The sequence below is a fragment of the Streptomyces sp. NPDC052012 genome (assembly GCF_040689265.1).
Taxonomy (GTDB): domain Bacteria; phylum Actinomycetota; class Actinomycetes; order Streptomycetales; family Streptomycetaceae; genus Streptomyces.
Genome location: NZ_JBFAXA010000007.1, coordinates 23,146 through 49,643, shown reverse-complemented (window position 1 = coordinate 49,643; position 26,498 = coordinate 23,146). Strand labels below are relative to the sequence as shown.

General features: G+C 74.5%; 23 protein-coding genes. 12 read left to right on the top strand and 11 right to left on the bottom strand.

Going from position 1 to position 26,498, the window contains the following annotated elements; translation table 11 throughout:
• Positions 1–4 precede the first annotated feature (4 nt).
• Both AB0412_RS14990 and AB0412_RS14985 read left to right on the top strand, forming a co-directional pair.
• On the top strand, positions 5–2,560 hold the full coding sequence (locus AB0412_RS14990; RefSeq protein WP_366402988.1) for a substrate-binding domain-containing protein: 2,556 nt from the start codon (positions 5–7) through the stop codon (positions 2,558–2,560).
• Positions 2,560–3,942 (top strand): extracellular solute-binding protein, encoded by a 1,383-nt coding sequence (locus AB0412_RS14985; RefSeq protein ID WP_366402987.1) that lies wholly within the window; start codon positions 2,560–2,562, stop codon positions 3,940–3,942. The genes AB0412_RS14990 and AB0412_RS14985 overlap by 1 nt, the downstream gene beginning before the upstream one ends.
• 40 nt (positions 3,943–3,982) lie before the next feature.
• On the opposite strand, the gene AB0412_RS14980 is transcribed toward AB0412_RS14985, so the two are convergent.
• The gene (locus AB0412_RS14980) at positions 3,983–4,180 is read right to left on the bottom strand and encodes a hypothetical protein (protein WP_366402986.1); all 198 of its coding nucleotides are present in this window, start codon (positions 4,178–4,180) and stop codon (positions 3,983–3,985) included.
• A gap of 98 nt (positions 4,181–4,278) precedes the next feature.
• On the opposite strand from AB0412_RS14980, the gene AB0412_RS14975 reads away from it, so the two are divergent.
• The 3 genes from AB0412_RS14975 to AB0412_RS14965 all read left to right on the top strand — a co-directional run bounded on the left by AB0412_RS14975 (position 4,279) and on the right by AB0412_RS14965 (position 7,110).
• Positions 4,279–5,622, top strand: coding sequence for a helix-turn-helix transcriptional regulator (locus tag AB0412_RS14975; RefSeq protein ID WP_366402985.1), 1,344 nt, complete (start codon positions 4,279–4,281; stop codon positions 5,620–5,622).
• A gap of 378 nt (positions 5,623–6,000) precedes the next feature.
• A complete protein-coding gene (locus AB0412_RS14970) occupies positions 6,001–6,777 on the top strand; it encodes a GAF and ANTAR domain-containing protein (RefSeq protein ID WP_366402984.1) in 777 nt (258 codons plus the stop codon).
• Positions 6,778–6,825: 48 nt separating this feature from the next.
• Complete coding sequence (locus tag AB0412_RS14965) at positions 6,826–7,110, top strand: ribosomal protein L7/L12 (RefSeq protein WP_366402983.1); 285 nt, start codon at positions 6,826–6,828, stop codon at positions 7,108–7,110.
• Between the two features lie 29 nt (positions 7,111–7,139).
• Here AB0412_RS14965 and AB0412_RS14960 read toward each other — a convergent pair whose 3' ends face one another.
• Positions 7,140–7,958: a hypothetical protein gene (locus AB0412_RS14960; RefSeq protein ID WP_366402982.1), complete on the bottom strand. Its 819-nt coding sequence runs from the start codon at positions 7,956–7,958 to the stop codon at positions 7,140–7,142.
• 303 nt (positions 7,959–8,261) lie between these two features.
• Here AB0412_RS14960 and AB0412_RS14955 point away from each other — a divergent pair, with 303 nt between their 5' ends.
• The 3 genes from AB0412_RS14955 (at position 8,262) to AB0412_RS14945 (ending at position 12,179) form a co-directional block, all read left to right on the top strand.
• Complete coding sequence (locus AB0412_RS14955; protein WP_366402981.1) at positions 8,262–9,254, top strand: nucleoside hydrolase; 993 nt, start codon at positions 8,262–8,264, stop codon at positions 9,252–9,254.
• A 218-nt stretch (positions 9,255–9,472) separates the two neighbouring features.
• Complete coding sequence (locus AB0412_RS14950; protein WP_366402980.1) at positions 9,473–11,176, top strand: alpha-amylase family glycosyl hydrolase; 1,704 nt, start codon at positions 9,473–9,475, stop codon at positions 11,174–11,176.
• 217 nt (positions 11,177–11,393) lie between these two features.
• Complete coding sequence (locus AB0412_RS14945) at positions 11,394–12,179, top strand: carboxypeptidase regulatory-like domain-containing protein (RefSeq protein ID WP_366402979.1); 786 nt, start codon at positions 11,394–11,396, stop codon at positions 12,177–12,179.
• A 9-nt stretch (positions 12,180–12,188) separates the two neighbouring features.
• Here AB0412_RS14945 and AB0412_RS14940 read toward each other — a convergent pair whose 3' ends face one another.
• Positions 12,189–12,674 carry a hypothetical protein gene (locus AB0412_RS14940; protein ID WP_366402978.1) on the bottom strand — a complete coding sequence of 162 codons (486 nt, stop codon included), beginning with the start codon at positions 12,672–12,674 and terminating at the stop codon, positions 12,189–12,191.
• 58 nt (positions 12,675–12,732) lie between these two features.
• Positions 12,733–13,098 (bottom strand): DUF6479 family protein, encoded by a 366-nt coding sequence (locus AB0412_RS14935; RefSeq protein ID WP_366402977.1) that lies wholly within the window; start codon positions 13,096–13,098, stop codon positions 12,733–12,735.
• Between the two features lie 476 nt (positions 13,099–13,574).
• Here AB0412_RS14935 and AB0412_RS14930 point away from each other — a divergent pair, with 476 nt between their 5' ends.
• Both AB0412_RS14930 and AB0412_RS14925 read left to right on the top strand, forming a co-directional pair.
• Entirely contained in the window at positions 13,575–14,651 is a 1,077-nt protein-coding gene (locus AB0412_RS14930; RefSeq protein ID WP_366402976.1) for a methyltransferase domain-containing protein, read from the top strand.
• A 110-nt stretch (positions 14,652–14,761) separates the two neighbouring features.
• The gene (locus AB0412_RS14925) at positions 14,762–16,636 is read left to right on the top strand and encodes a hypothetical protein (RefSeq protein WP_366402975.1); all 1,875 of its coding nucleotides are present in this window, start codon (positions 14,762–14,764) and stop codon (positions 16,634–16,636) included.
• 82 nt (positions 16,637–16,718) lie between these two features.
• On the opposite strand, the gene AB0412_RS14920 is transcribed toward AB0412_RS14925, so the two are convergent.
• Positions 16,719–17,591 carry a serine hydrolase gene (locus tag AB0412_RS14920; RefSeq protein ID WP_366402974.1) on the bottom strand — a complete coding sequence of 291 codons (873 nt, stop codon included), beginning with the start codon at positions 17,589–17,591 and terminating at the stop codon, positions 16,719–16,721.
• Positions 17,588–18,514 carry a LysR substrate-binding domain-containing protein gene (locus AB0412_RS14915; protein ID WP_366402973.1) on the bottom strand — a complete coding sequence of 309 codons (927 nt, stop codon included), beginning with the start codon at positions 18,512–18,514 and terminating at the stop codon, positions 17,588–17,590. The genes AB0412_RS14920 and AB0412_RS14915 overlap by 4 nt, the downstream gene beginning before the upstream one ends.
• A 115-nt stretch (positions 18,515–18,629) precedes the next feature.
• On the opposite strand from AB0412_RS14915, the gene AB0412_RS14910 reads away from it, so the two are divergent.
• Positions 18,630–20,252, top strand: a complete 1,623-nt coding sequence (locus tag AB0412_RS14910) for a penicillin-binding transpeptidase domain-containing protein (RefSeq protein ID WP_366402972.1) — start codon at positions 18,630–18,632, stop codon at positions 20,250–20,252.
• A gap of 45 nt (positions 20,253–20,297) precedes the next feature.
• Here the strand turns inward: AB0412_RS14910 and AB0412_RS14905 are convergent, their stop codons facing one another.
• The 3 genes from AB0412_RS14905 to AB0412_RS14895 form a co-directional block, all read right to left on the bottom strand.
• Positions 20,298–22,169, bottom strand: a complete 1,872-nt coding sequence (locus tag AB0412_RS14905; protein ID WP_366402971.1) for a protein-arginine deiminase domain-containing protein — start codon at positions 22,167–22,169, stop codon at positions 20,298–20,300.
• Between the two features lie 266 nt (positions 22,170–22,435).
• Positions 22,436–22,765 (bottom strand): antibiotic biosynthesis monooxygenase, encoded by a 330-nt coding sequence (locus AB0412_RS14900; protein WP_366402970.1) that lies wholly within the window; start codon positions 22,763–22,765, stop codon positions 22,436–22,438.
• Positions 22,762–23,190 (bottom strand): MerR family transcriptional regulator, encoded by a 429-nt coding sequence (locus AB0412_RS14895; RefSeq protein ID WP_366402969.1) that lies wholly within the window; start codon positions 23,188–23,190, stop codon positions 22,762–22,764. Before AB0412_RS14895 ends, AB0412_RS14900 begins: the two co-directional genes overlap by 4 nt.
• Positions 23,191–23,482: 292 nt before the next feature.
• Between AB0412_RS14895 and AB0412_RS14890 the strand changes: the two genes are divergently transcribed.
• On the top strand, positions 23,483–24,988 hold the full coding sequence (locus tag AB0412_RS14890; protein ID WP_366402968.1) for a SulP family inorganic anion transporter: 1,506 nt from the start codon (positions 23,483–23,485) through the stop codon (positions 24,986–24,988).
• 39 nt (positions 24,989–25,027) lie between these two features.
• Here the strand turns inward: AB0412_RS14890 and AB0412_RS14885 are convergent, their stop codons facing one another.
• A complete protein-coding gene (locus tag AB0412_RS14885; RefSeq protein WP_366402967.1) occupies positions 25,028–25,939 on the bottom strand; it encodes a hypothetical protein in 912 nt (303 codons plus the stop codon).
• A gap of 174 nt (positions 25,940–26,113) precedes the next feature.
• On the bottom strand, positions 26,114–26,473 hold the full coding sequence (locus tag AB0412_RS14880) for a hypothetical protein (RefSeq protein ID WP_366402966.1): 360 nt from the start codon (positions 26,471–26,473) through the stop codon (positions 26,114–26,116).
• Positions 26,474–26,498 lie beyond the last annotated feature (25 nt).

Genomic DNA, 26,498 nt, shown 5'->3' with positions numbered 1-26,498 from the left:
GCCGGTGAACCGTCTCGATCCGCGCGGGCTGGTGAACCGGGCGCTGCTGGTCGGCGTGTCCCAGTACGACCACACCGAGCCGCCGGACGGTGTGCCCGGGGACCTCCCGGCGGTCAAGCACAACGTGCTCCGCCTGCAGAAGGCACTCGGCCACGGGCAGGTGTTCGGCGAGCAGGACATCAAGGTGGTCCACTCGCCGTTGCAGGGGGACTTCCAGGCCGCGCTGCTGTCGGCCGTCGCGGAGACCGACGGGGTGCTGCTGTTCTACTTCGCCGGGCACGGCGCCATCCCGAGCGGTGGCGACGAGCTGTTCCTGCAGATGCGCAACGCCCGCGTGGTCGCGGGCGGGCCCGCGGTGTTCCTCGGCGCGGACCCGGTCAGCGCGGTGCTGGCGACGCTGGCGTCGGGCCGGGCCGAGCGGATCGTGCTGATCCTCGACTGCTGCTTCGCGGGCAACGCCGGGCGGGTCTGGGAGGCCTTCGACGGCCACGACCGGGTGCTGCTGCTGGCGAGCGTGCAGGCCAACAACCGTATCGACGCGGGCGATCCGCACACGCCGACGCCGTACACCGAGCAACTCGTCGGGCTGCTGGAGCAGGGCGGGGAGATCTGGTTCGGGGACCTCACCGAGCGGCTGCGGGTGCGGATGAAGGGGCGCAAGACCCTGCGCGGCGAGAAGTGGGAGCCGCAGGACCGCGCCAAGTCGGGGGAGGACGTGCTGCTCGCGGCGACCGGCACCGCGCCGCCACCGCCGCGCCGGCCCACCCTCCTCGCCGTGCTCCTGCGCTTCCTGCGCGAGCTCCCCGGACGGCTCGGCCCGGCCCGGCTCCCGCGCCGGCTGCGCGCCATCCGGTGGCCGCGCCGCCGGACGATGACCCGCAGCGTCCTTCCGCTGGTCCTCGCCCTGGCCCTGATCGGCTTCGGGGGCCGCGCCCTGACCGGATTCCTCTCCGGCGACGACCCGCCCTGCGCACCGCCGCCGGAGCTGCGCGTGCTGACCGACCCGGACCTGGAGCAGACGGTCCGCGCCGCCGCCGACACCTACCTCACCTCCGAGGCGAACACCACCGGCGACGGCTGCCGGCGCAGCGGCATCACCGTCTACAGCGCGGGCTCCTCCGACGTGGTCACCGCGCTGCGCACCCAGAGCGGCATCTGGCAGGAGCCGCGCGACGAGGACACCAACCCGCAGCGGGACATCGGCCCGCAGCCGGACGTCTGGATCCCCGCCTCCCGTGCCGACGTGGCCCGGGTGGAGGCGGGCCAGGACACCGACGCGGTGGCCGTGCTGAGCCCGGACGCCGAGCCGCTCGCCTACTCCCCGGTCGTCCTGGCCGTGCCGCAGAACCTCGCCGCCGAGTTCAAGCACGAGCGCACCGACCTGCCGCTCCTCGACATGATCGACGACCTGACCGAGCGGGACGACAGCGCCGAGGTGCGCCGCCCCGACCCGGAGCACAGCGACGTCGGGCTGCTCGCCACGGTGGGTCTGTACGGCGAGGACGCCCGGGCCGCCGCCCGCGGTGAGCGTCTGGTGGCGCAGCCGGGCTCGCCCTCGCCCACGGCCGCCGACCTGCTGTGCACGCTGCCCGACGACGACGCGGTGGACAACCGCACCGCGGCGCTCGTCCCCGAGTTCCTGCTGCGCAGCGGCGTCGGCTGCGATCACACCACCCGCAGCCCCCGCATGGCCCAGTACCCCGAGGACGTGCCGGGCGTGGAGCCGCTGTTCGTGCGGGTCCGCTGGCTGAACGGCGACGACGACCGGACCGCCCGCGACCGGGCGGCCGACGGCTTCCGTGACTGGCTGGCCGGCGCCGGGGGCCGCGCGGTGTTCGCCCGGGACGGCTTCCGCTCCGCGGACGGCGGGGAGCTGCTGGACCTGACCGAGGTCGCCGACGGCGTGCTGCGCGCGCCCTCCCCGCTGGACGAGTCGGCCGGGCGGAAGGCGATGGAGCGCGCGCTGACCGAGTACCGGGAGGCGGGCGGGCCGGGCAGGGTGCTCTTCCTGCTGGACAGCTCCGGCTCGATGGCCGGGCTGTGGAAGGGCCCGAGCGGCGGCCCCGGGCTGCTGCGGCAGTCGCTGGGCGGGCTCGGCGGCGAGGACGAGTACGGCGTGTGGTCGGTGGCCGGCACCGGGGACCGCACCCACGAGACACTGCTGCCGCTCGCATCGCACCGCCGCGCCGACGCCGAGCGCACCGTCGGCTCCGGTGCCCGGGTGCGGGACGCCGAGGCCGATCCGGGCGCCGCGCTGCTCGCCGCGTTCGCCGAGCTGGAGCGGCGCGGTGACGACCGGCGCCCGCAGCTGATCGTGCACATCACCGACGGCGAGGACAACACCCGGCTGACCGGCGGCCGGCTGGAGAGGGTGCTCGACGCGGCACGGGAGACCGGGGTGCCGGTGACGGTGGTGTCCCTGCAGAGCGGCGGCTGCGACGCGGGCCGCGCGGACCGGCAGGTCGCCGACGCGAGCGGCGGGCGCTGCCTGGACAGCGGCGACGACCTGGGCGCGGCCCTGCACGACGAGGTCGCGCGCACCGGAACGGGGGAGGGCTGATGATCCGGCGGTTGGCCGTCGTGCTGGCGCTGCTGCTGGCCGCCGCCTGCACCGGCGGCGACGGCGGCACAGGCGGCGGGGGCGAGCCGGCCGCGTCGTCCTCCGAGGACGTGCCGGGCGTCATCGTCGTCGCCAGCGGGCGGGACGTCACCGGCAAGAACGGCATCCGCCAGCAGCTCATCGACGCCTGGAACCAGCGCCAGCAGCGGGAGAACTCCGGCTTCAGCGCCCGGCTGGTGGAGCTGCCCGGCAGCGCGGACGAGCAGCGCAGCCAGCTGCTCGGAGCCCTGCAGTCCGGCAGCGCCGACTACGACGTGGTCAACCTGGACGTGACCTGGGTGCCGGAGTTCGCCGCCGCCGGGCTGGTCCGCGCGCTGCCGGAGGACCTGGTCGACGACGACGTCATCCCGTCCGTGGCCGGGACGGCGTGGTGGGACGGGGACGTGTACGCGGTGCCGTTCAACAGCGACGTGGGCCTGCTGTACTACCGGCGCGACTACCTGCGGCAGGCGGGCGTCCACCCCACCGACCTGGGCGACGACACGACCTGGGACGATCTGCGGGACCTGACCGAGGCGCTGGACAGCCATCTCCCCGCGGACGCCTACGACAAGGGCTGGACGACCCAGCTCGCCGCGTACGAGGGCCGGACCGTCAACGCGGTGGAGGCGTTCGCGTCGGCGGTGCGGGACGTCGCGCTGGTCGACGAGGACGGCCGCTACACGGGCGACGTGGACGACCTGAGAGCCGGTGTCGCGGAGCTGCGTCGGCGCACCGAGCCGCCGTACACCCTGCAGGACGCCGTCCACTCCGACGAGGCGGCCTCGGTGAGCGACTTCGCCGAGGGCCGTACGGCCTTCCTGCGGCACTGGCCGTACGTGTACCCGACGCTGCACCGCACCTTCACGAAGGAGCAGCTCGGAGTGGCGCCGCTGCCGGGCCGGGCGGTGCTCGGCGGGCAGAACCTGGCGGTGGCCAAGGGCTCGCAGCGGGCGGGCAAGGCGGCCGACCTGATCCGGTTCCTCACCGGCCGGGAGAGCGAACGGTGCCTGCTGGACGCGGGGTTCGCGGCGACGCGGAGCTCGGCGTACGGGGACGGTGTGCGGTGCCCCGCCGCCGGTGCGGGGCCGTCCGCGTCACCGACGGGCGAGGGTGCCGCCGACCGGGTGCCGCGCGACACGGCCGGCCGGCCCGCCTACGCCCGCACCATCCTGCTGCCGGCCCTGCAGAACGCCGTGCACCGCCCGAGGACGCCGCTGTACGGGGCGTTCACGCAGACGTTCACGGCCCAGCTCGGACCGCTGTTCGGGAACGATCCGCCCGGTGACGAGGTGCTGGCGCAGCGGCTGGACGCGGCGCTGCGCAGGGCGCTGCCGGACTGACGGGGGCGGGGCCGGTCTTGTGGGGGGTGGGGTGAGGTGTCTAGCGCGCCGTGGTTCTCACCGGGTCCACCGGAGCTGTCGCCGGCCGCTGGGAGTCGGACCAGGTGTCGGGGCCGGCGTCGGGGTGGGCGGCCTTGGCCGGGCCCGCGTTGGCGGCCAGGACCAGCGCGGCGACCGCTGTCACGGCCGCGGCGAAGCTCCGGGTCCAGCGCTCGGCGGTGCGGAAACGGTCCAGCACGGAGACCTCGCAACAGCGATGGGTTAAGCACGTTTAATCCGCCGTTTAACCTAGGGGCCTTCGGACTCGAACGGCAAGGGGCACAAGGGGAGTTGGCGGTGGGGGAACGTGACGATCCGGAGACCATCGGACGCCGGGTGCAGCAGTTGCGCGTGGAGCGCGGACTGACCCAGAAACAGCTGGCGGAGCCGGTGTACACGCCCGCCTACATCTCCACGCTGGAGGCCGGCCGGGTGCGGCCCTCCGACGACGCCCTGCGGCATCTCGCCGTACGCCTCGGAGTCGCGTTCGACGAACTGGCCACCGGACGCCCGGCCCGCCTCGTCACCGAGCTGCGGCTGCGGCTGACCGAGGCGCAGCGCACGCTCGCCGCCGGTGAGGCGGAGGCGGCGGTGGAGCAGTACGCCGGGCTGCTGGCGGAGGCGGAGGCGCACGGCCTGGCCGAGGTGCGGGCGGCTGCCCTGCTGGGGCTCGGGGAGTGCGCGCTGGAGACCGGCGAACTGTCCGCGAGCCGACGGTACTTCGAGCAGGCGGAGCAGCAGCTCGCCGACGCCCCGCTGCCCGCGCGGGTCCCGGCGCTGCGCGGCAGGGCGGTCGCCCACTACCTGGCGGGCGAACTGCGTTACGCCGTCTACCTGCTGGAGTCCACCCTCGACGAACTGAACCGCGGCGGGCTCCACGACCCGGACGCGCTGCTGCTGCTGTACGCGAGCGCGATCGGGCCGTACATGGACATGGGCGCGCACGCGCGTGCCGCGCAGGCGGCGGAGTTCGCGCTGGCGCTGGCCCCGCAGTCCGGGGATCCGGCGCTGGTGGCGCGCATGCACCGGTCGGTGGCGCGCACGCTGCTCGCGGAGGGGCGGCTCGCCGAGGCGGACGCGTCGCTGGCGAAGGCGGCGGAGCTGTACCGGGGGCTGCAGTTGCGCACGGAGCTGGCGAACTGCCACTGGATGCGCGGGTACGTGCATGCGCAGAACGGTGAGCTGGAGCGGGCGGAGGGGGAGCTGCGCGAGGCGCTGGCGATGCTGTCGGCCCGGCGGGCGTCCCTGTACAGCAGCCAGGTCAGCGTGGAACTGGCGGACGTGCTGCACCGGCGCGGTGCCTCCGGGGAGGCCGCGGCGCTGCTCCGTGACGTCCTCGGTGGGCTGTCTCCCGAGCGGGGTGCGGTCCATGCTGCCGCGGCGCACCGGTTGCTCGGCATCATCGCGGAGGACGCGCGGGACATGGAGCGGGCCGAGGAGCACTACGTGCGGGCGATGAGCCTGCTGGAACGGGCGGGTGCGGCGGGTGACCTGGCCGACCTGTGCCGGCTTCTCGGTGATCTGCTGCGTCGTACGGGGCGTACGGAGGCGGCGCTGGACGCCTACCGTACGGGGCTGGGGCACCGCACGACACCGGGCACGACGACGCTGGGCCCGGCCCCGGCGCAGCCCCCGGTGTGACGTACGCGCCGCACCAGGGGGCTCCGCCCCCTGGACCCCCGGAACCTATGCCCACCCACCACCCGACTCGGTGGGTCGAAAGGGCACCGGGTCGGCTCGGGGGGTGGGGAGGGTGTCGGGTCGGCTCGGTGGGTGGGGAGGGTGTTGGCTCGGCTCGGTGGGTCGGGAGGGCACCGGGTCGGCTCGGTGGGTGGGGAGAGTGTCGGGTCGGCTCGGTGGGTGGGGAGGAGTGTTGGGTCGGGGGTGCGTGTTCTGGTGGGGTCTTCGCGGGGTTCTCGTACCTGTGCCGTGGAGGTTCGGGTGGGGTGGGGGGCGGTTTCGGCGGGGCGGTGGAGGGTAGTCGGGGCTCGGTTCGGCCTGGTGTGAATGAGGGAGGCGGTGGCCTTGCGGTCCAGGGACGACCCTGGCGGCGATCCCGGCCCGGGCCGCGCCCGGGGTCCCGGTGGCCGGGGGTACGAACAGGCCGCCGACGTGATCGCCGAGGGTGTGCGGGGCGCCGCGCCGGGTGAGGTGCCCGGGCGGCTGTGCGCGGTGGCGGTCGATCTGCTCCCCGTGGACGGTGCGAGCGTGTCGCTGCGCAGCGACGGCATGCCGGTGCAGCTCTGCGCGAGCAGCGCGCACGCCGCGTATCTGGCCCAGCTCCAGGCGACCCTCGGCGACGGCCCCTGCCGGCGCGTGCTGGAGACCGGCGCCCCCGTGCTCGCCCGCGATCTCGCCGCCCCGCCCCACACGCACCGCTGGCCCGTCTTCGTCCAGCAGGCGCTCGCCGCCGGCGTACGGGCCGTCTACGCCCTCCCCCTCGGCAGCGACGCCGTCTGCGTCGGCACCCTCGACCTCTACCGCGACTCCCCCGGCACCCTCACCGACGACCAGCTGCGCGTGGCCCGGCTGGTGGCCGGCGTCATGACCGTGGCGCTGATGGCGCTGCCGCACGGCGAGGAGTACGAGCTCCAGGGCAGCGAGACCTGGCTGAGCGGTCTCGCCGCGGAGCACGACAAGATCTACCAGGCCGTCGGCATGATCATGGCCCAGCTCGGTGTCGGCGCGGACGAGGCCCTGGCCCGGCTGCGCGGCGACGCCTTCGCCCACGGCCGCACCGCCCTCGACGTCGCCCGCGACGTGGTGGCCCACCGCAGGCGTTTCGACACGGACTGAGCGCGCCGCGTCCGTCAACCCGCCCCCGGCCGCCTAAAGTTGCTGGTCATGGACATAGCAGCGCTGCTTCTCGTCTGCGTCGTGATCTTCGGGATCATGGCCCTCCAGAACCACGTCTCCCGCACCGAACGCCGTATCGCCCGCGTCGAGCGCAAGCTCGACCTGGTTCTCGGTCATCTGGGGCTGCACGAGGAGGTGCCGAGGAGGGACGAGATCGCCGGGCTCCTGCGGGACGGCAGGAAGATCCAGGCGATCAAGGTGTACCGGGAGGCCACCGGCGCCGGTCTGGCCGAGGCGAAGGAGGCGGTGGACGCGCTGGAGCGGCTGGGCTGACGCCCGGCCCCCGGGAACGGTCCGGGCGGTCAGACCTCGAGGCGGCCCTGGCGGTGGATCTCCGTCAGCCGTTCCGCGCCGAGTTCCGCCACCGCCTGGGTGACCTCCGGCACGACGTCGCCGTAGCCGCCGTGGGTCAGGGTGATGGTGTCGTCGCCGACGCGCACGGCGGCGACGTCCACGGTGAGGTACGCCGGCTCCCCGCCGGTCGTCTCGCCGGTCATGGTGACCCGCAGCGCCGCCCTGGCGTCCCCCGCCTCGGGCAGCTCCAGCTCCTCGACGTCGACGCCCTGCGTTCCCGCCCGCGCGGGCTTCGCGGTGAACTCCCCGCACGTCTCCGGCATGGTCCGCAGCCACTCCAGCGTGCGGTCCACGTCCTCGGGCCGGTACGCGGCGACCTGGTAGCGCAACTGACTGCCGTTGTAGGCGTCGTCGAGGGTGACCACCGCTCGCGGTCCGGCCGGGGTGCCGAACAGCTCCTCCGTGTAGAGGGCGTCGAGGAGGCGCCGGCAGTGCGCGTCCTCCACCTGTGCCTTGAGCAGCCCGTCGCGCCAGGTCGCCGTGCCGCGCGTCGGCACCCACGGTTCGCCCAGGTCCAGCTCCGTGATCAGTGCGGCCCGTGCCTGTGCCTCGCTGAGCCCGGCGGGCGGCGCGTCGGAGGGCTGCTTGCTCGCGGGCGCGGCGGTGGAGGAGGAGGCCGTCGCGGTGGCTTCGGCCTCCTGCTCCACACCGGCGGGGAGCCCGGCCCTGCGACCGTCGGCCGTGCAGGCGGCGGTGGTCAGCAGCGCGGTGACCGAGAGCGCGGAGGCGGCGAGGGCGCGGGCGACGGGGGCCGGGGCAGGGGTCATGCTCCTACGGCACCATTGCGCTGCGCGGCTCACCAGCGTGGGGGTCCGAGTGGGTGAGTGTCCGGGGGTGCTGGGTGCCCGAGAGCTCGGTGGGTGCGGTTTCCGGGCGGCTGCGGGTCGTTCGTGGCTGGTCGCGCGGTTCCCCGCGCCCCTTCGGGTAGGTCCACTGCACGTACCTCAAAGGGGCGCGGGGAACCGCGCGACCAGCCACCGACCACCCCGCACCCGCCCGCGAAACCCCGGGCCCTCCCCCTGCCGCGTAAGGTCGTCGCAACGGCCCCGCAGCGGTGAAGGAGCCCTCACGTGACCGACATCCGGCCCACCCCGGTGATCATCGACTGCGACACCGGTGTCGACGACGCCCTGGCCCTGCTCTTCGCCGTACGGCACCCGGCGATCGACCTGCGCGCGGTGACCTGCGTGGCCGGGAACACGGACGTGGACGGCGTCGTCCGCAACACGCTCACCGTGCTGGAGCAGGCGGGCGCGCCCGCCATCCCCGTCGCCCGGGGTGCCGAGCGCCCGCTGATCGAGGCGCCGCGCTCCGCCCGGCACGTGCACGGCCACGACGGCATGGGCGACCTCGGTCTGCCCGCCCCGCGCCGCACCCCGGCCGACGTCGACGCGGTGACGCTGCTGCGCCGCGAGATCCTCGCCTCCCCGCACCCGGTCACTCTCGTGCCGACCGCACCGCTCACCAACATCGCCCTGCTGCTGCGCACCCACCCCGAGGTCACCCGCAACATCGAGCGGATCGTGTTCATGGGCGGCGCGGCGGGCGCGGGGAACGCCTCACCGGTCGCGGAGTTCAACGTCTGGCACGACCCGGAGGCCGCGGCGATCCTGCTCACCGCCGGGGTGCCGATCACCATGTACGGCCTGGAGGTGTTCACCCGCGTCGTCGTCCCGGCGGCCGACGTGCGCCGGCTGCGCGCGAGCGCGGAACCGGGCGCCCGGCTGGCCGGTGAGCTGCTCGCCCACCGCCCGGCCACCCCCGGCAGCCGTCCCGACGACCCGCGCGAGGACGCCGGCGGACTCGGCGACGCGGGCGCGCTGTGCGCCGTCGCCGACCCGGAGGGCCTGACCACGTACCGCCTGCCCGTCGAGGTGTCCCTCGCCCCCGGCCCGACCCGCGGCCAGACCGTCGTGGACCGCCGGCCGCGCATCGGCGAGGCGGAGCTGCACGAGGGCACCCGGGAGCAGCCGCTCGTGGACGTGGCACTGGACGTGGACGTCGAGTGCTACGTCAAGCTCTACCTGGCGACGATCGAGAGCACGTCCCCGGCCGCCGGCTGACCGACCCACGCCCCGGCCCGGCTCGGGTTCACCGATCCGCGTCCCGTCCGGGCCCGGATACCCGGCCCGCCGCTGGACACGGCGGCGCGGAACGACAAGCGCGCCACACGGATGCACCCGACACCGGGCGGGAATGGCGCCCCTCGGGCCGTGTGTTCACTTTTACTGCGATGTGGACAGATTTCTGCTGTCACCCGCACGCACCCAGAGGAGACCGCGTGACCGATCGCACCCTCACCCCCGGCCCCCGGCCGCACCGTCCCGCACCCGACGCCACGCCCGACCTCTCCTCCCGTAATCCCGACTGGTGGCGCCAAGCCGTCGTCTACCAGGTCTATCCGCGCAGCTTCGCCGACGCCGACGGCGACGGACTGGGCGACCTGCGCGGCATCACCCGGCGCCTGACCCACCTCGCCGCGCTCGGCGTCGACGCCCTGTGGCTGAGCCCCTTCTACCCCTCCGAGCTCGCCGACGGCGGCTACGACGTCGCCGACCCGCGCGACGTCGACCCCCGCCTCGGCACGCTCGACGACTTCGACGCCCTGGTCGGCGAGGCCCACCGCCTCGGCCTGAAGGTGATCGTCGACATCGTCCCCAACCACACCTCCCACCAGCACGTCTGGTTCCAGGAGGCGCTGCGCTCCGGCCCCGGCTCCCCGGCCCGCGACCGCTACGTCTTCCGCGACGGCCGCGGCGAGCAGGGCGAGCTGCCGCCCACCGACTGGCAGTCCGTCTTCGGCGGCAGCGCCTGGAAGCGGGTCCCCGACGGGCAGTGGTACCTGCATCTGTTCGCCGCCGAGCAGCCCGACCTCAACTGGGCCAACCAGGAGGTCCGCGCCGACTTCCGCACCACGCTGCGGTTCTGGTCCGACCGGGGCGTGGACGGCTTCCGCGTGGACGTCGCGCACGCCCTCACCAAGGACCTGAGCGAGCCGCTGCGCGACCTCGGCGCCCCGGAACTGAGCCGCGAGAGCGCGCTCGCCGACTTCGCGCCCGGCACCCACCCGTTCTACGACCGGGACGACGTGCACGAGATCTACCGCGACTGGCGCAAGATCCTCGACGACTACTCGCCGCCCCGCATGGCCGTCGCCGAGGCCTGGGTGCCCGGCGCCCGCCGCGCCCTGTACGCCCGCCCGGACGAACTGGGCCAGGCCTTCAACTTCGAGTACCTGCAGACGCCGTGGGACGCCGGCGCGCTGCGCCGGGTCATCGCCGACTCGCTGGAGACGGCGCACGCGGCCGGTGCCTCCGCCACGTGGGTGCTGTCCAACCACGACGTCGTCCGGCACGCCTCCCGCCTGATCCTCCCGCCGGGCACCGACGAGAACGCCTGGCTGCTGTCCGGCGGCCACGCCCCCGCCGTCGACCCGGACGCCGGTCTGCGCCGGGCCCGCGCGGCCACCCTGCTGATGCTCGCGCTGCCCGGCTCGGCGTACGTCTACCAGGGTGAGGAACTCGGCCTGCCCGAGGTCGCCGACCTGCCCACCGAGGTCCTCCAGGACCCCATCTGGGAGCAGACGGGCCACGTCCGCAAGGGCAGGGACGGATGCCGGGTGCCGCTGCCGTGGACGACCACGGGACCGTCGTACGGCTTCGGACCGGGCGGTGCCTGGCTGCCGCAGCCGCCCTCCTTCGCCGCGTACGCCGTCGAGGCGCAGGACGGTGTGGAGGGCTCGACCCTGGAGCTGTACCGCACGGCCCTGCGGCTGCGCCGCAAGCTGCTGGAGGACGAGACGCTGCGCTGGGCCGCGGACACGCCTCCGGGCGTGCTGCAGTTCGACCGCGGTGACGGCTGGCGCTGTGTCACCAACCTGTCCGGCGGGCCCGTCTCCCTCCCGGCCGGCGAGGTCCTGCTGACCAGCGCACCGCTGGAGGACGGCCGGCTGGGCCCCGACACCACGGCGTGGCTGGGCCGCTGAGCGGCGCCCCGCCTTACTGCTCCCGGCCCGGTCCTCCCCGCGAGGCCGGGGCCGGGAGCACGTCACCCGGCCGGTCCAGCAGCGGCGGCCACCCGCGTGAACGCACGGCGAGAATCACGAACGGGGCGGGGTGGCGGGTGCGGAGACGTCCGTACGCCGCGTCCGTACGTCCGCACAGTCCGTACGTCCGTCCGCACGCCCAGGGAGATCGCCGACGATGAACAGGTCCAGCACGACAGCGGCTGCCGGGCTGGCCGCGGCCGGGATCCTCGCGGGCGGGTGGCTGCTCACCGGCCCGCCCGCCGCCGCGGCCGACGGCCCCGGCCCCTCGGCGCGGGACCGGGTCCTGTGGGGCGCCGTGACGATCCCGCCGGGCCGTGAGGGCGTCATCCAGGTCGCGGGCCCGACCGCCACCTCCGCGGGAGCGGGCGCCACGCTCACCCTGACCGCTCCCGCCGGGACCCGGGTGACGGGTCTCCCGCTCGGCGCCGCCGGCTACACGGCCACGCTGGCCGCCGACGGCCGCCACGCGGCGTACACCGCGACCGGCCCGGCCGCCCGGCCGCCGGGGCCCGCGGGCACCTTCCCCTTCGTGCTGGCGATGCCGGTGGACGCGGTGCCGGGGACCCGGCTGAGCGGCTGCACGCTGCGGCTGACCGACGCGCGGGGCGTGCTACGGGCGTCCGGCGGCTGCCAGGTGACCGTGGGACTGGCCGAGCCCACCCTGACCCGGCCCGAGCCGGGCGTACCGCTCGACGCCTGGCCGGAGATCGGCGGCACGGCCCATCCGGGCGCGCAGATCACCGTGCTGGACCAGGAGGACGCCGAGGTGTGCACCGCGACCGCCGAGGCCGACGGCCGCTGGAGCTGCGTCCCGGGCCCGGCTCTTCCACCGGGCGGCAACCGCCTCCAGGCCGTCGCCACCCTGAACGGCGTGAGCGCGACGAGCGAGCAGATCCAGATCACCGTGACGGGCGCGCCCACGCCCGCTCCCGCCCGCTAGCCGGGCGTCTCAGTAGCGCACCGCCCGTGCCACCTCGGTCCGGATGTCGCCGCTGAGGTCGTGCGTGCTGCGGGCGGTGGCCTTCGCGGACTCGCCGGCCGGTACGTCGTCCACGGTGAGGAAGGTGACGTCGAGCAGCCGCTCGTCCGGGTCGGTGAAGTGCACCTCGACCAGGAAGGACCGGGCGGAGTCGGTGGTGTTGCGCACGGTGACCTCGGCGGTGGTGCGGCCGTCGGCGGCGGTGGCCGGGGAGCCGACGCGGACGTCCTTCTTGACGTCGAAGCCCTGCGTGAACTCGTCGAACCTGCGCCCTGCCTCCGCCGTCGCCGACGCCCACCCCTCCGTGGCCCGGGAGGCGAGCGAGGAGGCGGGCGGCGGGGGAGGCTCCTCGTCGCCGGTGCAGCCTGCCGTCCCGGCGATCAGCAGGGCCGCGGGGATCACCGCACCCGCCACCCGGCCGGGACGCGGGCGCCGACGGGTCCGCGGTACGGGCATGTGGTCCTCCGGGATCGGGGCGACGCGGGAGCACCGGTGTTCACGTCCGTGCACGTGGTCACACGTGTCCCGGGCCTCCGCTGCCGAAGCCTCCGCTGGAGCCGGGCTGCCAGCGCTTGCGGGTCTGGTCCTTGCCCGTTCTGGTACTGGCCCGGTGGATCTCGTACGGCATGAGCCGTCGGCCGTCCTCGGGGACCACATCGTCCGGCTCGCGCATCTCCCGTTCCTCGCGGACCGGGCCACCGTCCGGCATCTTCGGCTGTTCCTCGGGGGTGGGGTGGTGCACGTCCTTGTCCATGACCCTCATGCCGACCCGTACGGCCCAGATCAGCGCGAGGGCCACCACCAGCCCGCCGAGGAAGGCGGCGAAGACGTTCAGCTGATGCTGACTTACGGCCAGTAGTTCATACGTTGCCGTGCTCATGTTCCGATTATCTCCGAGGAAATGCGATAAAGCGCCCGGAATGCCCTGGATGAATCGGGCAGAAGCACGAAAGCCGAGGCCGGGCCCCGGCCGTCCCCGTTCGGACCCGGCCGGCGCGCGGTGCGGCCCGTGGCGTGGCAGATTGCGGCCAGAGGGAAGGCCGGGACGGGCCGTCGCGTCCCCACGTGTGCAGCTCGGGGCCCGGCCCCGGCCTTCCCGCGTCACCCCGCGAGGTGCGCATCCGGGACGGGGGGCGGGGTGTCCGTCGCCGGCCCCCACCGCGAGAGCCCCGCAGCCGCGGCCCGGCGGGAAAAGCGCGGGCTCCAGGCGGGCCCCGCCCCTTAAAGTGACCCCCATGACGTACTTCTTCCACCTCCGCTAGGACGCCGCCGGCGAAGCGCGGAACCCCGTCGCCGGCGAGGCGGGGCAGCGGTGTGCGCTGTCCCGAGTCCTGACGTGGGAGAAGCACGATCACCATGCACCCGCCTCTCGTGGCGCGCTGCGTCCGTGGCCTGGAGTCCGTCCTCGCCGCCGAGATCCTCGACCGCGGTCTCGGCACCGTCACCGCGCTGCGCCATCGCGCGGTCCACTTCGCGATCCCCTTCGCGCCGACCGCACGGGCGCCCCGGCCCCGCACCGCCGACGACGTCTTCCTGCTCGCCGCCCAGGCCGGCGACCCCGGCCGCACGAAACCCGACCTGACCGCGCTCACCGGCCTGGCCGATCGCACGGACCCCGGCCGCCTGCTGTCCCGGCGCCGCGCCCTGCTGCCGGCCGCGGACCGCCCCACCGGCATCGACGTCTCCGCCTCGTTCCTCGGCCGCCGCACCTTCAGCCGGTACGACGCCGAGGACGCCGTGGGTACGGTCCTGGCCCGGCGGCTCGGCCTGCCGTACCACTCGCGCCGCACCGGCGAGGCGCCCCCGCCGGGCACCTGGGGGTGGCGGCTCACCCTCGACGGCGGTCAGGCCACGCTCATGGCGCGCATCGACGACCGGCCCGCGCACCGGCGCCCCTACAAGCACCGGACCGTCCCCGGCACCCTGCACCCGCCGGTGGCCGCCGCCCTGGCCGCGCTCGCCGATCTGCGCCCCGGGCACACCGTCCTCGACCCGTGCTGCGGCGCCGGCACCCTGCTCATCGAGGCGGCCCTCACCTGCCCCGGCGTCCACTGCCACGGCTTCGACCTCTCCCCCGACGCGGTGGCCGCGGCCCGCGCCAACGCCCGGTCGCTGCCGGTCACGGTGCGCCGCTCGGACGCGGGCCGGCTCCCCGTCCCCGCCGGCTTCGCCGACCGGGTGCTGTGCAACCCGCCGTGGGGTGCGCAGGTCCGGCCCGGGGGCGTGCTCGCCGTGGACCCGTCCCGGTGGTGGGCGGAGGTGCGCCGGGTCCTCGCACCCGACGGGACGGCGGTGTTGCTGCTGCCCGATCCCGCCGCCCTGACGGACGCGGTGCGCCACCGGCTGACCCCCGTGCACGTCCAGCGGGTCCGCCTGGCCGGCGCCCAGCCGTTCGTGGTCCGGCTGAGGCCGGACGAGGGGCGGCTCGCATGAGCCCGCTCCGGGTGCCTGCACGACTCCTGTGTGATCGTTTGTTCGGATACGCTGGCGCGGTCCACGGGCTCCCGGGGGGGAGCTGGTCCGGATCTCAGGGGAGTTCGGCTTTGACACGTCAGGTTTCCTTCGACCAGCGCCGGCACAGACTGCGGCGGGGCACCGCCGCTCTGGCCTTCGCCACCGTTGCCGCGCTGAGCACCGGCGGCGTTCTCGTCGCCGCTCCGGGCGCGGTGGCCGCCGACGGCGCCGGGAGCGCCGGGACGGTGTGCACCCCGACGGAGGGCTTCTCCGGGTGCCGTCTGTTCGACGTGACGCAGCAGCGGGAGGAGTTCCAGGTTCCGGCCGGCGTGCGCGCGCTGGACGTGCGGGCCTGGGGCCAGGGAGGTGAGGGCACGGCCCTCGCCAACGGCGGAGCGGGCGCGTACGTCGCGGGCACCCTCGGTGTGAAGCCGGGCGAGCGGCTGTCGGTCGCGGTCGCCGGTATGCGCTTCGGTGACGCGGTCGGCGGCGCGGGCGGCAGCAACGGCGCCGGTGACGGCGGCGGCAGCAGCGCCGTGCGCACCGCCGACGGCAAGGCGCTGTTCATCGCCGGCGGCGGCGGCGGAGCCACGGCGGGCGGCATCTCGCCGTCCGGCCAGGGCGGCGCGGCCGGTGACGACCGCGGCGAGGACGCCTCCGAGGCCGGCGGCGGCAAGGGCGCGTCCGGCACGAAGGGCGGAGCCGGCGGCGGCAACGGCGCGGCGGGCCAGGACAGTGCCGCGGGCGGGGCCGGCGGCGACGGCGGAAAGGGCGCCTACGGCGGTGGCGGTGGCGGCGCCGGACACGCGGGCGGCGGCGGTGGCACGGGCACCGACGACCCCACGGCGAACCCCGGCAGCGGGGGCGGCGGCACCAGCTACGTCGACAGCGAGCGGGTGACCGACGCCCGTGTCGTGCCCGGCAAGGCCCGCACGGCGCCCGAGAAGGCCGACCCGTTCTGGGCGCCCGCCCCCGACCCGGTGCGGCTCGGCACCGCCGAGGGCGGCTACGGCAGTTCGCCCGGCGGCGACGGCCGGGTCGTCCTGCAGTGGAAGGCGCCCACCGTCGCGGAGCTGAAGCAGGTGTCGGGCGCCGGCCAGACCCAGCCGATGAACTTCCAGCCGATGGCGGTCGTCGCCCTCGACGAGGACGGCGAGCCGGTGCGGGACGCCAGCGCCACCTTCACCATCGAGGACCCGGCGGGCCTCGGCGCCGCCTTCGCGGTGAACCGCCCGACCGAGCAGAAGTACGTCGTGGCCACCGACGCCCAGGGCCGCGCCGAGTCCCCGCTGATCAGCGCGTACGAGGAGGGTGAGTTCAGCGTCCGGGTGAGCGTCGGCGACGCGTCGACCGTCTTCACCGCGCAGGTCAAGCAGTCCCCGTACACGGTGACCGTGGCCGCGGGCGACGACCAGCGGACCGAGCAGCACCGCGCCTTCGCCGAGGCCCTTCAGGCCCGCGTGGTCAAGTCCGGCGCCGACGCGCCCGAGGGCACCGAGGTCGAGTTCCGCGTGGAGGACGGCTCCGGCGACGCGCCGCGCTTCAAGGGCGAGGACCGTGTGGTCACGGTGAAGACCGACGCGTCCGGCCGTGCCACCGCCCCCACCCTCGTCGCCGGCAGCGGCACCGGCACGTACACCGTCGCGGCGACGGTCGACGGCGTCTCCACCCAGTTCGCCGTCGAGGTCGTCCCCGGCAAGGGCGACGGCAACGGCTCGGACGACGACGGCAAGGACACCGGCTCCGCCGGCGGCCCGGACGACGACTCCACCGACTCCACCGACGACGGGACCACCTCCGGCGGTACCGGCTCCGACGACACCACGAACACGTCGACGAACACCGGCGGCAGCCTGGCCCTCACCGGCGCGATGGGCACGACGACCCTGATCGCCCTCGCCGCGGCCCTGGCCGCAGCAGGCTTCGCCACCTATCGCCTCACCCGCCGCCCCACCCGCACCTGACCTCTCCGCCCCACCGAAGGCCCGGGCCCCACGGCCCGGGCCTTCCCGCGTGCCGAGGCGTCACCGGCTTCGTCGCGAGGCTTCACCGAGCCCGTAGTGCGTCCACGGCCAGGCGGGCCGCTGTGCCGATGACCGCGTCGGCTGCCGGGAGCGTGGCCGCGGGGTGGGCGGTGCGGGTGAAGACGGCTACGGCGTAGCGGCCGCCGTCGGGGTATTCGACGACGCCCACCTCGTTGCGGACCGTCGGCAGGGTGCCCGTCTTGCCGGCCACGTGGACGTCGTCGAAGGGGAAGCCGGAGGCCAGGCGGTGCGGCCAGACCTGGAGGGCGAGGACGCGGCGGACGGCCGCGCCGTGTTCGGGGGCGCAGGCCTCGTCGCGCCAGACGGCGGCGAGCAGGCGGGTCATGTCGCGCGGGGTGCTGCGGTTGGTGCGGGCCGGGTCGAGGGCCCGGAGCCGGGCGATGACGTGCGGGTCGGTCAGCGCGCCGGCGCCGCCGGGGCCGGCGTCCTCCCTGATGGTGGCGAGCATCTCGCCGAAGGTGTGGACGGCGCGGGTGCGGGTGAGGCCGAGCCGGGCCGTGGTGGCGTTGACGGCGTCCAGGCCGACCCGGTGCAGCAGCAGGTCGGCGGCGGCGTTGTCGCTGACGGCGATCATCAGATAGGCCAGGTCGCGCAGGGACAGCCGGGCCGTGTCGAGCATGGCGGCGAGCCCCGTGGGGCCCTTGGTGCGGGTGTCCGGGGGGCACTCGATCTGCTCGGTGAGGTCCAGGCGCCCGGCCGCGGCCTGCTCGTACAGCGCGACCAGCAGGCACAGCTTGTGCACGCTCGCCGTGCACACCGGCTGGTCGGCCCCGGCGTCGAGCTGCGCGCCGGAGTCGATGTCGAGGGCGTGCAGCACGCCGGTGACGCCGGCGTCGGCGAACGCGGCCTGGATTCGGGCGAGGGCGTCGGTCACAGCCAGAACTCCGAGGCCGGGCGCAGGTGCAGCGGGCGGGCCGGGGCGTCGGGCACGGCACCCGCGGTGGTGCGCAGCGCGTGCGCCGCGGCGTCCGCGAAGGCCTGGACGGCGGCGTCCCCGCGCCCCTTGGGCCAGGCCGCCGAGTGCCGCCAGGCCGGCGGGTCACCGGCGATCGGCCGCCAGACGACGTCCGCGGAGGAGGGGTGGGCGGCGTCACGCGGGGCCAGGGCGACGGCCCGGGCGGACAGCACCAGACCGCGCACGAAACTGGCGCCCTGGCCGTGGCGAACGGCGGCGGGGGTGTAGCCGCCGCGGGCGCAGGCGGTCAGCAGGTCGTCGTAGAGGGCGGGGGCGGCCGGGCGGGGGAACAGGATCAGGTCGTATCCGGTCAGGGAGCTCAGCGGCACCGCGTCGAGTCCGGCCTCGGGCGCGTGGCGCGGCAGCAGCACGCCGAGTTCGCGGCGCAGCACCGGGCCCAGTTCCAGTCCGGAGACGTCGCACGGGTGGTGGACGACGCCGACGTCCAGTTCGTGGGCGGCGAGCCGGGCGAGCTGCTGGGCCGTGGACAGTTCGTGCAGCTCCAGCTCCAGGCCCGCGTGGCGGCGCCCGAAGTCGTCGAGCAGGGCGGCGACGGTCTCGCCCGGCAGGTCCGGGGGCAGCGCGGCCCGCAGCAGACCCGTCTCGCCGTCCCGCACCCGGCGCGCGGCGGCCAGGAACGACTCGGACCGGGCGAGGAGTTCCCGCGCCTCCGCGAGCAGCAGCCGTCCCGCCTCGGTGATGGTCACCTGCCGGCTGGTCCGCTCGAACAGCCGTACCCCCAGCTCCCGTTCCAGCCGCTGGATGCGCTGGGACAGCGGCGGCTGCGCGATGCCGAGACGGGCCGCGGCACGACCGAAGTGTGACTCTTCTGCAACAGCCACAAAGCACTCCAGGTGCCGCACCAGGTCCACGACCAGTCATCATATCGAGTGTTAATCGATCCATGATTCATACGCGTCTTGGACGAACGGCCCGCGGCACTGCTGTTCTCGGCGCATGGACACCCATGTCGACTTCACCCAGCCCGCCCCCGGCCGTCGCCGCCCGCGGCGGGCGGTCAAGGCGCTCACCGCGGTCGCGGTGGTGGCCGCCCTCGCCGTGGGCGGGGCGTACGCGGCCGGGATCGGCCCGTTCGCGGACGACGGCCCCGACCCGGAGGCGACGGCCGAGGCCCGCGCCTTCCTCGCCGACTGGTCCGCCGGCCGGCTGCCGGCCGCCGCCGCCCGCACGACCAGCCCCGACCGCGCCCGGCAGGTGCTGAGCAGCTTCACCACCGGGCTCGACATCACTCGCCCGAAGCTCACCGCGAAGGCACCGAAGGAGACCGGCGACGGCACGGTCACCGTCCCCTTCACCGCCCGCATGCCGATCACCGGCCTCGGCACCTGGACGTACACCTCCGCGCTGCCGCTGCGGCAGCAGAAGGACGGCGCCTGGAAGGTGGACTGGAGACTGTCGCTGGTGCACCCGCGGCTCAGCGACACGGAGAAGTTCCGTCTGGAACGCGAGGAGGACAAGCCCGTCGAGGCGACCGACCGCGACGGCGAGACCCTCTCCGGCGCCACCCACCCCTCCCTGGCCCCCGTCCTCGCCCAGCTCGCCGCACGGTCGGGCGGCGGTCCCCGCGGCGCGGTCCTGCTCGTCGACCGCGCCAGCGGAGAGGTCGAGCGCACCGAGGCCGCCTTCGGCAGGAAGCCCGCCACCAAGTCCGACGGCCCCGTACGCACCACCCTGGACGCGACCTGGCAGTCCGCCGCCGAGCGTGCCCTCGCCGAGGCGGACGGCAAGAACGCCGCCCTGGTCGCCCTGCGCATCGACGACGGCGAGATCCTCGCCGTGGCCAACTCGCCCGCCTCCGGCTTCAACCGCGCCGTCTCCGGCACCTACGCCCCCGGCTCCACCTGGAAGATCGTCACCAGCAGCGCACTGCTGCTGAAGGGCGCGGTGGCCCCCGACGACGTCGTGGACTGCCCCAAGTACCTCACCGTCGGCAAGAAGTGGCAGAACGTCGAGACCTCCGAACACCCGGGCGCCACCTTCCGCGAGGACTTCACCGAGTCCTGCAACACCGCGTTCATCAGCCTGCGCGGCAAGCTGGCCGACGGCGAACTCGGGGACGTGGCGAAGAAGTACTTCGGGGTCGGCCAGACCTGGCACGTCGGCGTCCCGTCGTACGACGGTTCCGTGCCGGTGCCGCGCGACGCGACGGAGAAGGCCGCGTCGATGATCGGGCAGGGCCGCGTCCAGGCCAACCCGCTGATCATGGCGTCGGTCACGGCGACGGCCGTGTCCGGCACCTTCCACCAGCCCTCGCTGGTCCCCGGCACCGAGGACACGACCACCACGACCCCGCTGCCGCGTGAGGTGGTGAGCCAGCTGCGCGCACTGATGCGCGCGACCGTCACCGAGGGCACCGCGGACGTCCTGGCGGACCTGCCCGGCGAGATCGGCGCCAAGACCGGCACGGCGGAGGTCTCCGACGACCAGGACAACAACGGCTGGATGGTCGCCCACCGCGGCAATGTCGCCGTGGCCTGCGTGGTCGAGGAGGGCGTCACCGGAGGCGGCTCGGCGGGCCCGGTGCTGCACAGCCTGCTGTCGGCCGTCCCCGAGGACTGAGCCCGGGTGGCCGGAAGCGCTGCTCCGGCCACCCGGCGTGCACAGCTACCGGTCCTTCCACCAAGGGGCGCCCGCGTCCCGGAGGGTGTTGGTGCCGCAGTGCACCTCGCCCATGCCGAGGTGATACGTGTACCAGTCGTCGAGGTACGACACCTTCAGCCCCGCCCGCCGGTACGCGGCGCTCACGGCCTCGGTGAAGATGTCCTTGCCGCCGATGACCGGGCCCCACTGACGCGGCGCCAGATACCGGTCCGGGCCGAGCAGCACACCGTTCACCGCGCCCGGCACGTACGCGCTGGTCATCACCGTCTCCCCGGCCCCGGCGGCTTCCTGTCCGGCCATCCACTTCTGCTGGCCGCGCTCCCGGAGCGTGTCGACCAGCGGGGCCTTGCCGCCCATCCGGGTCAGCCGCGGCACGGGCACCTCGTCCCCGCTCGCGTCCGTCGCCTCGCCGTCGCGGGTGTAGAGGGCGGGCACCCGGACGACCTCGGCGTCGGTGACCCCGGTCTCCCGCTTCAGGGTCTCCAGATTGGCCGCGATCCGCCGGGCCGCCATCTCGTTGTCGGCGACCAGATGCCTGGAGGCCAGCGCCTTGTCGATGGTCTCCTTGGGCGCCGGCTGCCCGGCGATGCCCGGCACCGAGAACATCTTCGTCTTCCCGTGCCCGGCCCGCTGCGCGTCCCGCAGCAGCTTCAGTCCCGCCTCCGGGTCGGCGATGCCGATGCGCCAGCCGCGCGGGGTGTCGGCGGGCAGGAACTGCACGAACTCGTCGACGTGCCCGACGCTCAGCCAGGAGGTGTCCAGCAGCAGCGGATCCTGCAGGCCCTGGGCCTTCAGCAGCGTCCGTACGGCCTTCGAGGGCTTCTCGCCGCTGTCCTTGCGCCAGCCCTGGATGATCCGGCCCGCCGGGTACGAACGGCCCGCGTGCGCGTAGGGCGGGATCGTCTCCAGGTTGCCCATGGAGTTCAGCGTCCAGTCCTCCGGCTCCGACCGGTCGAAGGCCTGCACGACGCCCACGTTCCGGCCGCGCACCTTCTCGAACAGCTCACGGCCCGCCACACGGTCCGGCTGGGCCGAGCGCAGCATCACCCGCATCGTCTGCGGGCGGCCGTTCGCCCCGGTCATGCTGACGTACGCCGGCTCCACGAAGTCCTGCGCCCAGGGGTCGCCGTACTTGTCGAAGGTGATCAGCGGTTTGGTGATCCCGGCCTTCTTCACCTCCGCGGCCAGGTCCTTGACGAACTTCTGCTGAAGCCGCTCCCACTGGCCCTTGCCGGGCACCTCGGTGACCATGACCTGCTGGGCCTTCTGCAGGTGATGGTGGGTCAGCAAGGGTGCGACGCGCAGCGTCACCTCGTCGGAGGTCGTCCGCTTCCCCGCGGTCACGGTCAGCCGGACCACGGCCCGCCCGTCCCACTTCTTGGCATCGCGGACGACATCGGTGGCCTCGACCCCGAACTCCACGCCCGCACGCAGCTCCCCGGGGGTCAGCCGGGTCCGCGAGGTGACCGGCACCCAGGCGCCGTCCCGCTTGAGGAAGAGGTGGGTGTACTTGGCCCCGGCGGTGATCTTCAGGCTGCCGCGGGCGGTCCCCGGCACCTTCGCCATCGGCACGGAGCGGATTCTCGCCAGGTCGGAGGCGTCCGCGCCGCCGTTGACCTTGGTGTCGGCGGCGTCGTTGCAGGCGGCGAGCTTGGCGTCGGACAGCGGCTTGCCGCCCGGCCCCTTGACCGGGCAGCGCTTGGTGTCGTCGTCGATGTTCGGCAGCATCACCGCACCACGGCCGGCCGACCAGGTGTCCTCACCGGCCGTGTCCGCGCTGCCGGTGACGTCGACCCGTCCGTCACGGTTCACGTCGGCCCGCAGATCGGCCGAGGTGGAGCCGGTGGCGGCGTGGGCGGGGGAGAGCGGTGTCACGCATACGGATCCCGCCGCGACAAGAGCGACGATCACCGGTCCTGCGGGGTTCCTGCGTATACCCGTACGAGTCCGCACGGCGCATCCCTCCTCAGGTGGGGGGTGGTTGTGTCGCCGTGCAAGAGGAGGAAGACGGACCGCACGTTCCCGGTGAGGCGCGGGTCATACGACCGACGGGCACATGGAACTGACGGGGCGTCCGCTATCGGTCCGGGCGTGCCCGCCCGACCCTCACCGCTTCCGCCCCGCCGCTCGTCGTCCTGGGCTCAGCCCTGCTTCGGGCCCGCCTGCTGGACCACCTCGAAGGACCACAGCGTGGCGTCCGTGGCCGCGGGCTTCGGGCGGTCACCCTGCTCGCCGCCCCCGCCGCCGTGCGCGGCCTGCCCGCGCCCGGCCATCCAGCGCTGGAAGTCCTCCTCGGTCCGCCAGCGGGTGTAGACGAGATAGGTGTCGGTGCCCTCGACGGGCCGCAGCAGCTCGAACCACTCGAACCCGTCCGAGCCCTCCACCGCACCGGCCCGCGCGGCGAACCGCTTCTCCAGCGTCTCCCGGTGCTCCGGCGGGACGGTGAGTACGTTGATCTTGACGATGCTCATGCCGGCGATTGTTCCGCAGGGCGGGTGCGGTGCGCGCGGTCGAGGCGTTCCTGGAGAGTCGCGGCGAACTCCTCCGCGCGGGCCAGCTGTGTCCGCAGGTCCGCCACCCGTTGCCGCGCCGCCTCCTCGAAGTGCCGTACGCGGCCCAGGAGTTCCTCGCGTTCCTCCCCGTCGGGCAGGTCGCCCGCGTCGAGGCGGTCGGTGGCGGCGAGGAGTTCGCGCATCTCGTCCAGGGTGAAGCCGAGCGGTTTCATCCGGCGGACGACCATCAGCCGGGCGACGTCCGCCTCGGTGTAGAGCCGGAAGCCGCCCTGGGAGCGGGCCGAGGGGATCACGAGGCCGGTCTCCTCGTAGTGCCGGATGGTGCGCAGGGACAGCTCGGTCCGCGCGGCGACCTCGCCGATCTGCATCTGCTTGCCGTCCACGTAGCCGCTCCGGCCCCTTCTCGTGCTGTCCCGCTCGTGCCGTACCGGGCTCTCGCCCCGGATCTCTACCCTAACGTTAGGGTAGAGTTGTCGTCCGACGACGAGGGCGGGTGCCCGGGCCGACGGTGTCCCGGTGGTACCGGCCCATTTTCACGCAGTCGGCAGAGACCGTCGGCAGGGACAGCCGGAGAGGACTTCTCCTCACCGCCCCCCACCCGCTCTCTCCGCCTCTTCCGCCCTCTTCCGCACGCCCGCCCCCGTGGCGTGCCCGAGCACGACAGGTACCGCCTCCTTGTCCTCTCCCGCCCCGTCCCCCGCCGCCCGGCTGCGTGCCCTGCGTCCCGACTGGCTGAACGATCCGAAGGTCTGGCGGACCGAGGTGCTCGGCGGTCTGGTCGTCGCGCTCGCGCTGATCCCGGAGGCGATCTCCTTCTCGGTCATCACCGGGGTGGACCCCGCCGTCGGGCTGTTCACGTCCTTCACCATGGCCGTCACGATCGCCCTCGTCGGGGGCCGCCGGGCGATGATCTCCGCTGCCACCGGTGCCGTGGCGCTCGTGGTCGCCCCGCTCAACCGCGAGCACGGGTTCGGCCACCTCGTGGCCGCCGTGATCCTCGCCGGGGTCTTCCAGATCGTGCTGGGCGCGCTGGGCGTGGCGAAGCTGCTGCGTTTCGTGCCGCGCTCGGTGATGGTCGGGTTCGTCAACTCGCTGGCCCTGCTGGTCTTCATGGCCCAGGTGCCGGAGGTGACCGACGTGCCCTGGCCGGTGTATCCGCTGATCGCCGCGGGGCTGGCCCTGCTGGTCCTGCTCCCCAGGATCAGCACCGTGGTCCCGGCCCCGCTGGTGTCCATCGTGATCCTGACGGTCATCACCGTCGCCGCCGGGATCGCCGTCCCCACGGTCGGCGACAAGGGGGAGCTGCCGTCCGCCCTGCCGGTGCCCGGCCTGCCCGACGTGCCGTTCACCCTCGACACCCTCACGACCATCGCCCCGTACGCCTTCGCCATGGCGCTGGTCGGCCTCATGGAGTCGCTGATGACGGCCAAGCTGGTCGACGACATCACCGACACGCACTCCTCCAAGACCCGGGAGTCGGCGGGTCAGGGCATCGCCAACATCGTCACCGGCCTGTGCGGCGGCATGGGCGGCTGCGCCGTGATCGGCCAGACGATGATGAACGTGAAGGTGTCCGGGGCGCGGACCCGTCTGTCGACGTTCCTCGCGGGCGTCTTCCTCATGGTGCTGTGCATCGTGTTCGGGCCGGTCGTCTCCGAGATCCCGATGGCGGCGCTGGTCGCGGTGATGGTGATGGTGTCGTTCACCGCCTTCGACTGGCACTCCGTCGCCCCGAGGACGCTGCGGCGGATGCCGGCCGGGGAGATCGCGGTCATGGTGATCACCGTCGTGGTCGTGGTCGCCACCCACAATCTCGCCATCGGTGTGGTCGTCGGCACGGTCACCGCCACGGTGATCTTCGCCCGGCGGGTGGCCCGGCTCGCCGACGTCACCGCCGTGACCGACCCCGACGGCACCTCCGTGGTCTACCGGGTCACCGGCGAGCTGTTCTTCGCCTCGTCCAACGACGTCGTCGGCCGCTTCGACTACGCGGGTGACCCCGACCGGGTCGTCATCGACCTGTCGTCCGCCCACATCTGGGACGCCTCCTCGGTCGCCGCGCTCGACGCCGTCGAGACCAAGTACGCCCAGCGCGGCAAGACCGTCGAAATCACCGGCCTGAACGATCCGAGCGCCCGGCTGCACGACCGGCTGAGCGGCGAACTCGCGGGCGGGCACTGACCTCGCCGTGGCCCGCGGCGGTCCCGCGGTGTCGCCGGGTCAGCCGAGGCAGACCACCAGCAGGCAGAGCCGGTCCGGCGAGGTCGGGTCGGAGGCGGGATCCGTGGCGGGCGACGAAGGGGACGTCGGGGAGGACGCGGAGGTGCCGGACCGGTCCGTGCCGCCGCCCCCGCCGGTGCCGCTCCGCTGACCGCTCCCGTCGTCACCGGCCGCGTCCGGGGGTGCGGTCGCCGCATCCGAGCCCGACCGGGCGGCGGAGCCCGCGACGGATCCCGCCCCGGTGTTCGCGTCGGGCGCGGCGGCCGGTGGCGTGGAGCGCGGCTGTGCGGCGACCGGCGTGCGCGACGTCGCCGCGTCCGCGGTGCGCGTGTCGGACGGTGTGGTGGGGGAGGCGGACGGCGAGGTGGCCGTCGAGCGCCGGTCCGAGTCGCCGGCGGACGGCGGCTGCGAGGAGCGGTGTGTGCCGGGCGGGGGCGTGGCCGCCGGGTCGTCGCCGTACCCCTCGGCGGGGCCCTTCGCGCCGCCCATGCCCGAGACTCCGGGGGCCGTCGCGGCCTGGGCGCGGTCGCCCGAGCCCCGGTCCATGGAGGCGACGGTCAGCCCACCGCCGACGAGGGCGACGGCCGTGGCGACCAGGGCACGCCGCTGTGTCTTCTTCCACCGGGCCAGCTGCCGCCGGCGCGCGGCCCGCCCGGTGGGCGCGGATATCGCGGAGATCTCGGGTGCGGGTGCGGGTGCGGGTGCGGAGTCGGGATCGGGGTCGGAGGGCGGGGCCTTGTCCGCGTGCGGGTCCGCCGTCGTGGCGGTCTCGAACGGCACGGAGGAGGACGTCGGGAGGACCGCCGGGACGGCTGCCGGGACCGTCGGCGCGATGTCAGGGGCGTACGCACCGCAGCCCGGGCACACCAGGGCGCCGTTCAGATGCCTGCGGCAGGTGGAGCAGTAGTCCATCGGTGTCTTCCTGAGTCGGCGTGCCGACGCGGGGGCGAGTGGTCGCCGGCGGGACGCCACGGTAACGACAGCGATGAGCCACTGTGTGCAGTCCGTGTGCCTCTCCTGCGCACATTCTCTGGATCTTGAACACCCCTCATGTTCGAGGGGCGCCATCCACGACGCTGTGCGTCCTCACTCGTCGGAGTACCCGATCGCCCCCACGCTCCACGCGCTCACCTCGGCGATCGCCACGCGGTACATGCCTCCGGTGTCAGGGATGCCGTAGCTGCCCTGGAGGATGCGGGCGACGTGGAAGTGGAGGTGGGTCGGGCGGGCGCCGAGATCGCCGGAGACGGAGAAGGCGGCGGCGAAGCGCCTCAGCGCGGCGGAGTCCCCCAGCACTTCCGCGACACGCTCTCTCCACATGGCCTCGGGTGCCAGACGTCCCGTGATGACGGCCCCGGGGACCACCACGGTGAGGGACATCTGACTGTCCTGCTCCGACTCCACCATCGCGGCGATGTTCACGAGCAGACCATCAGGGTGCGACATGCTGAGAGAGCGTAGCCGAGCCCGG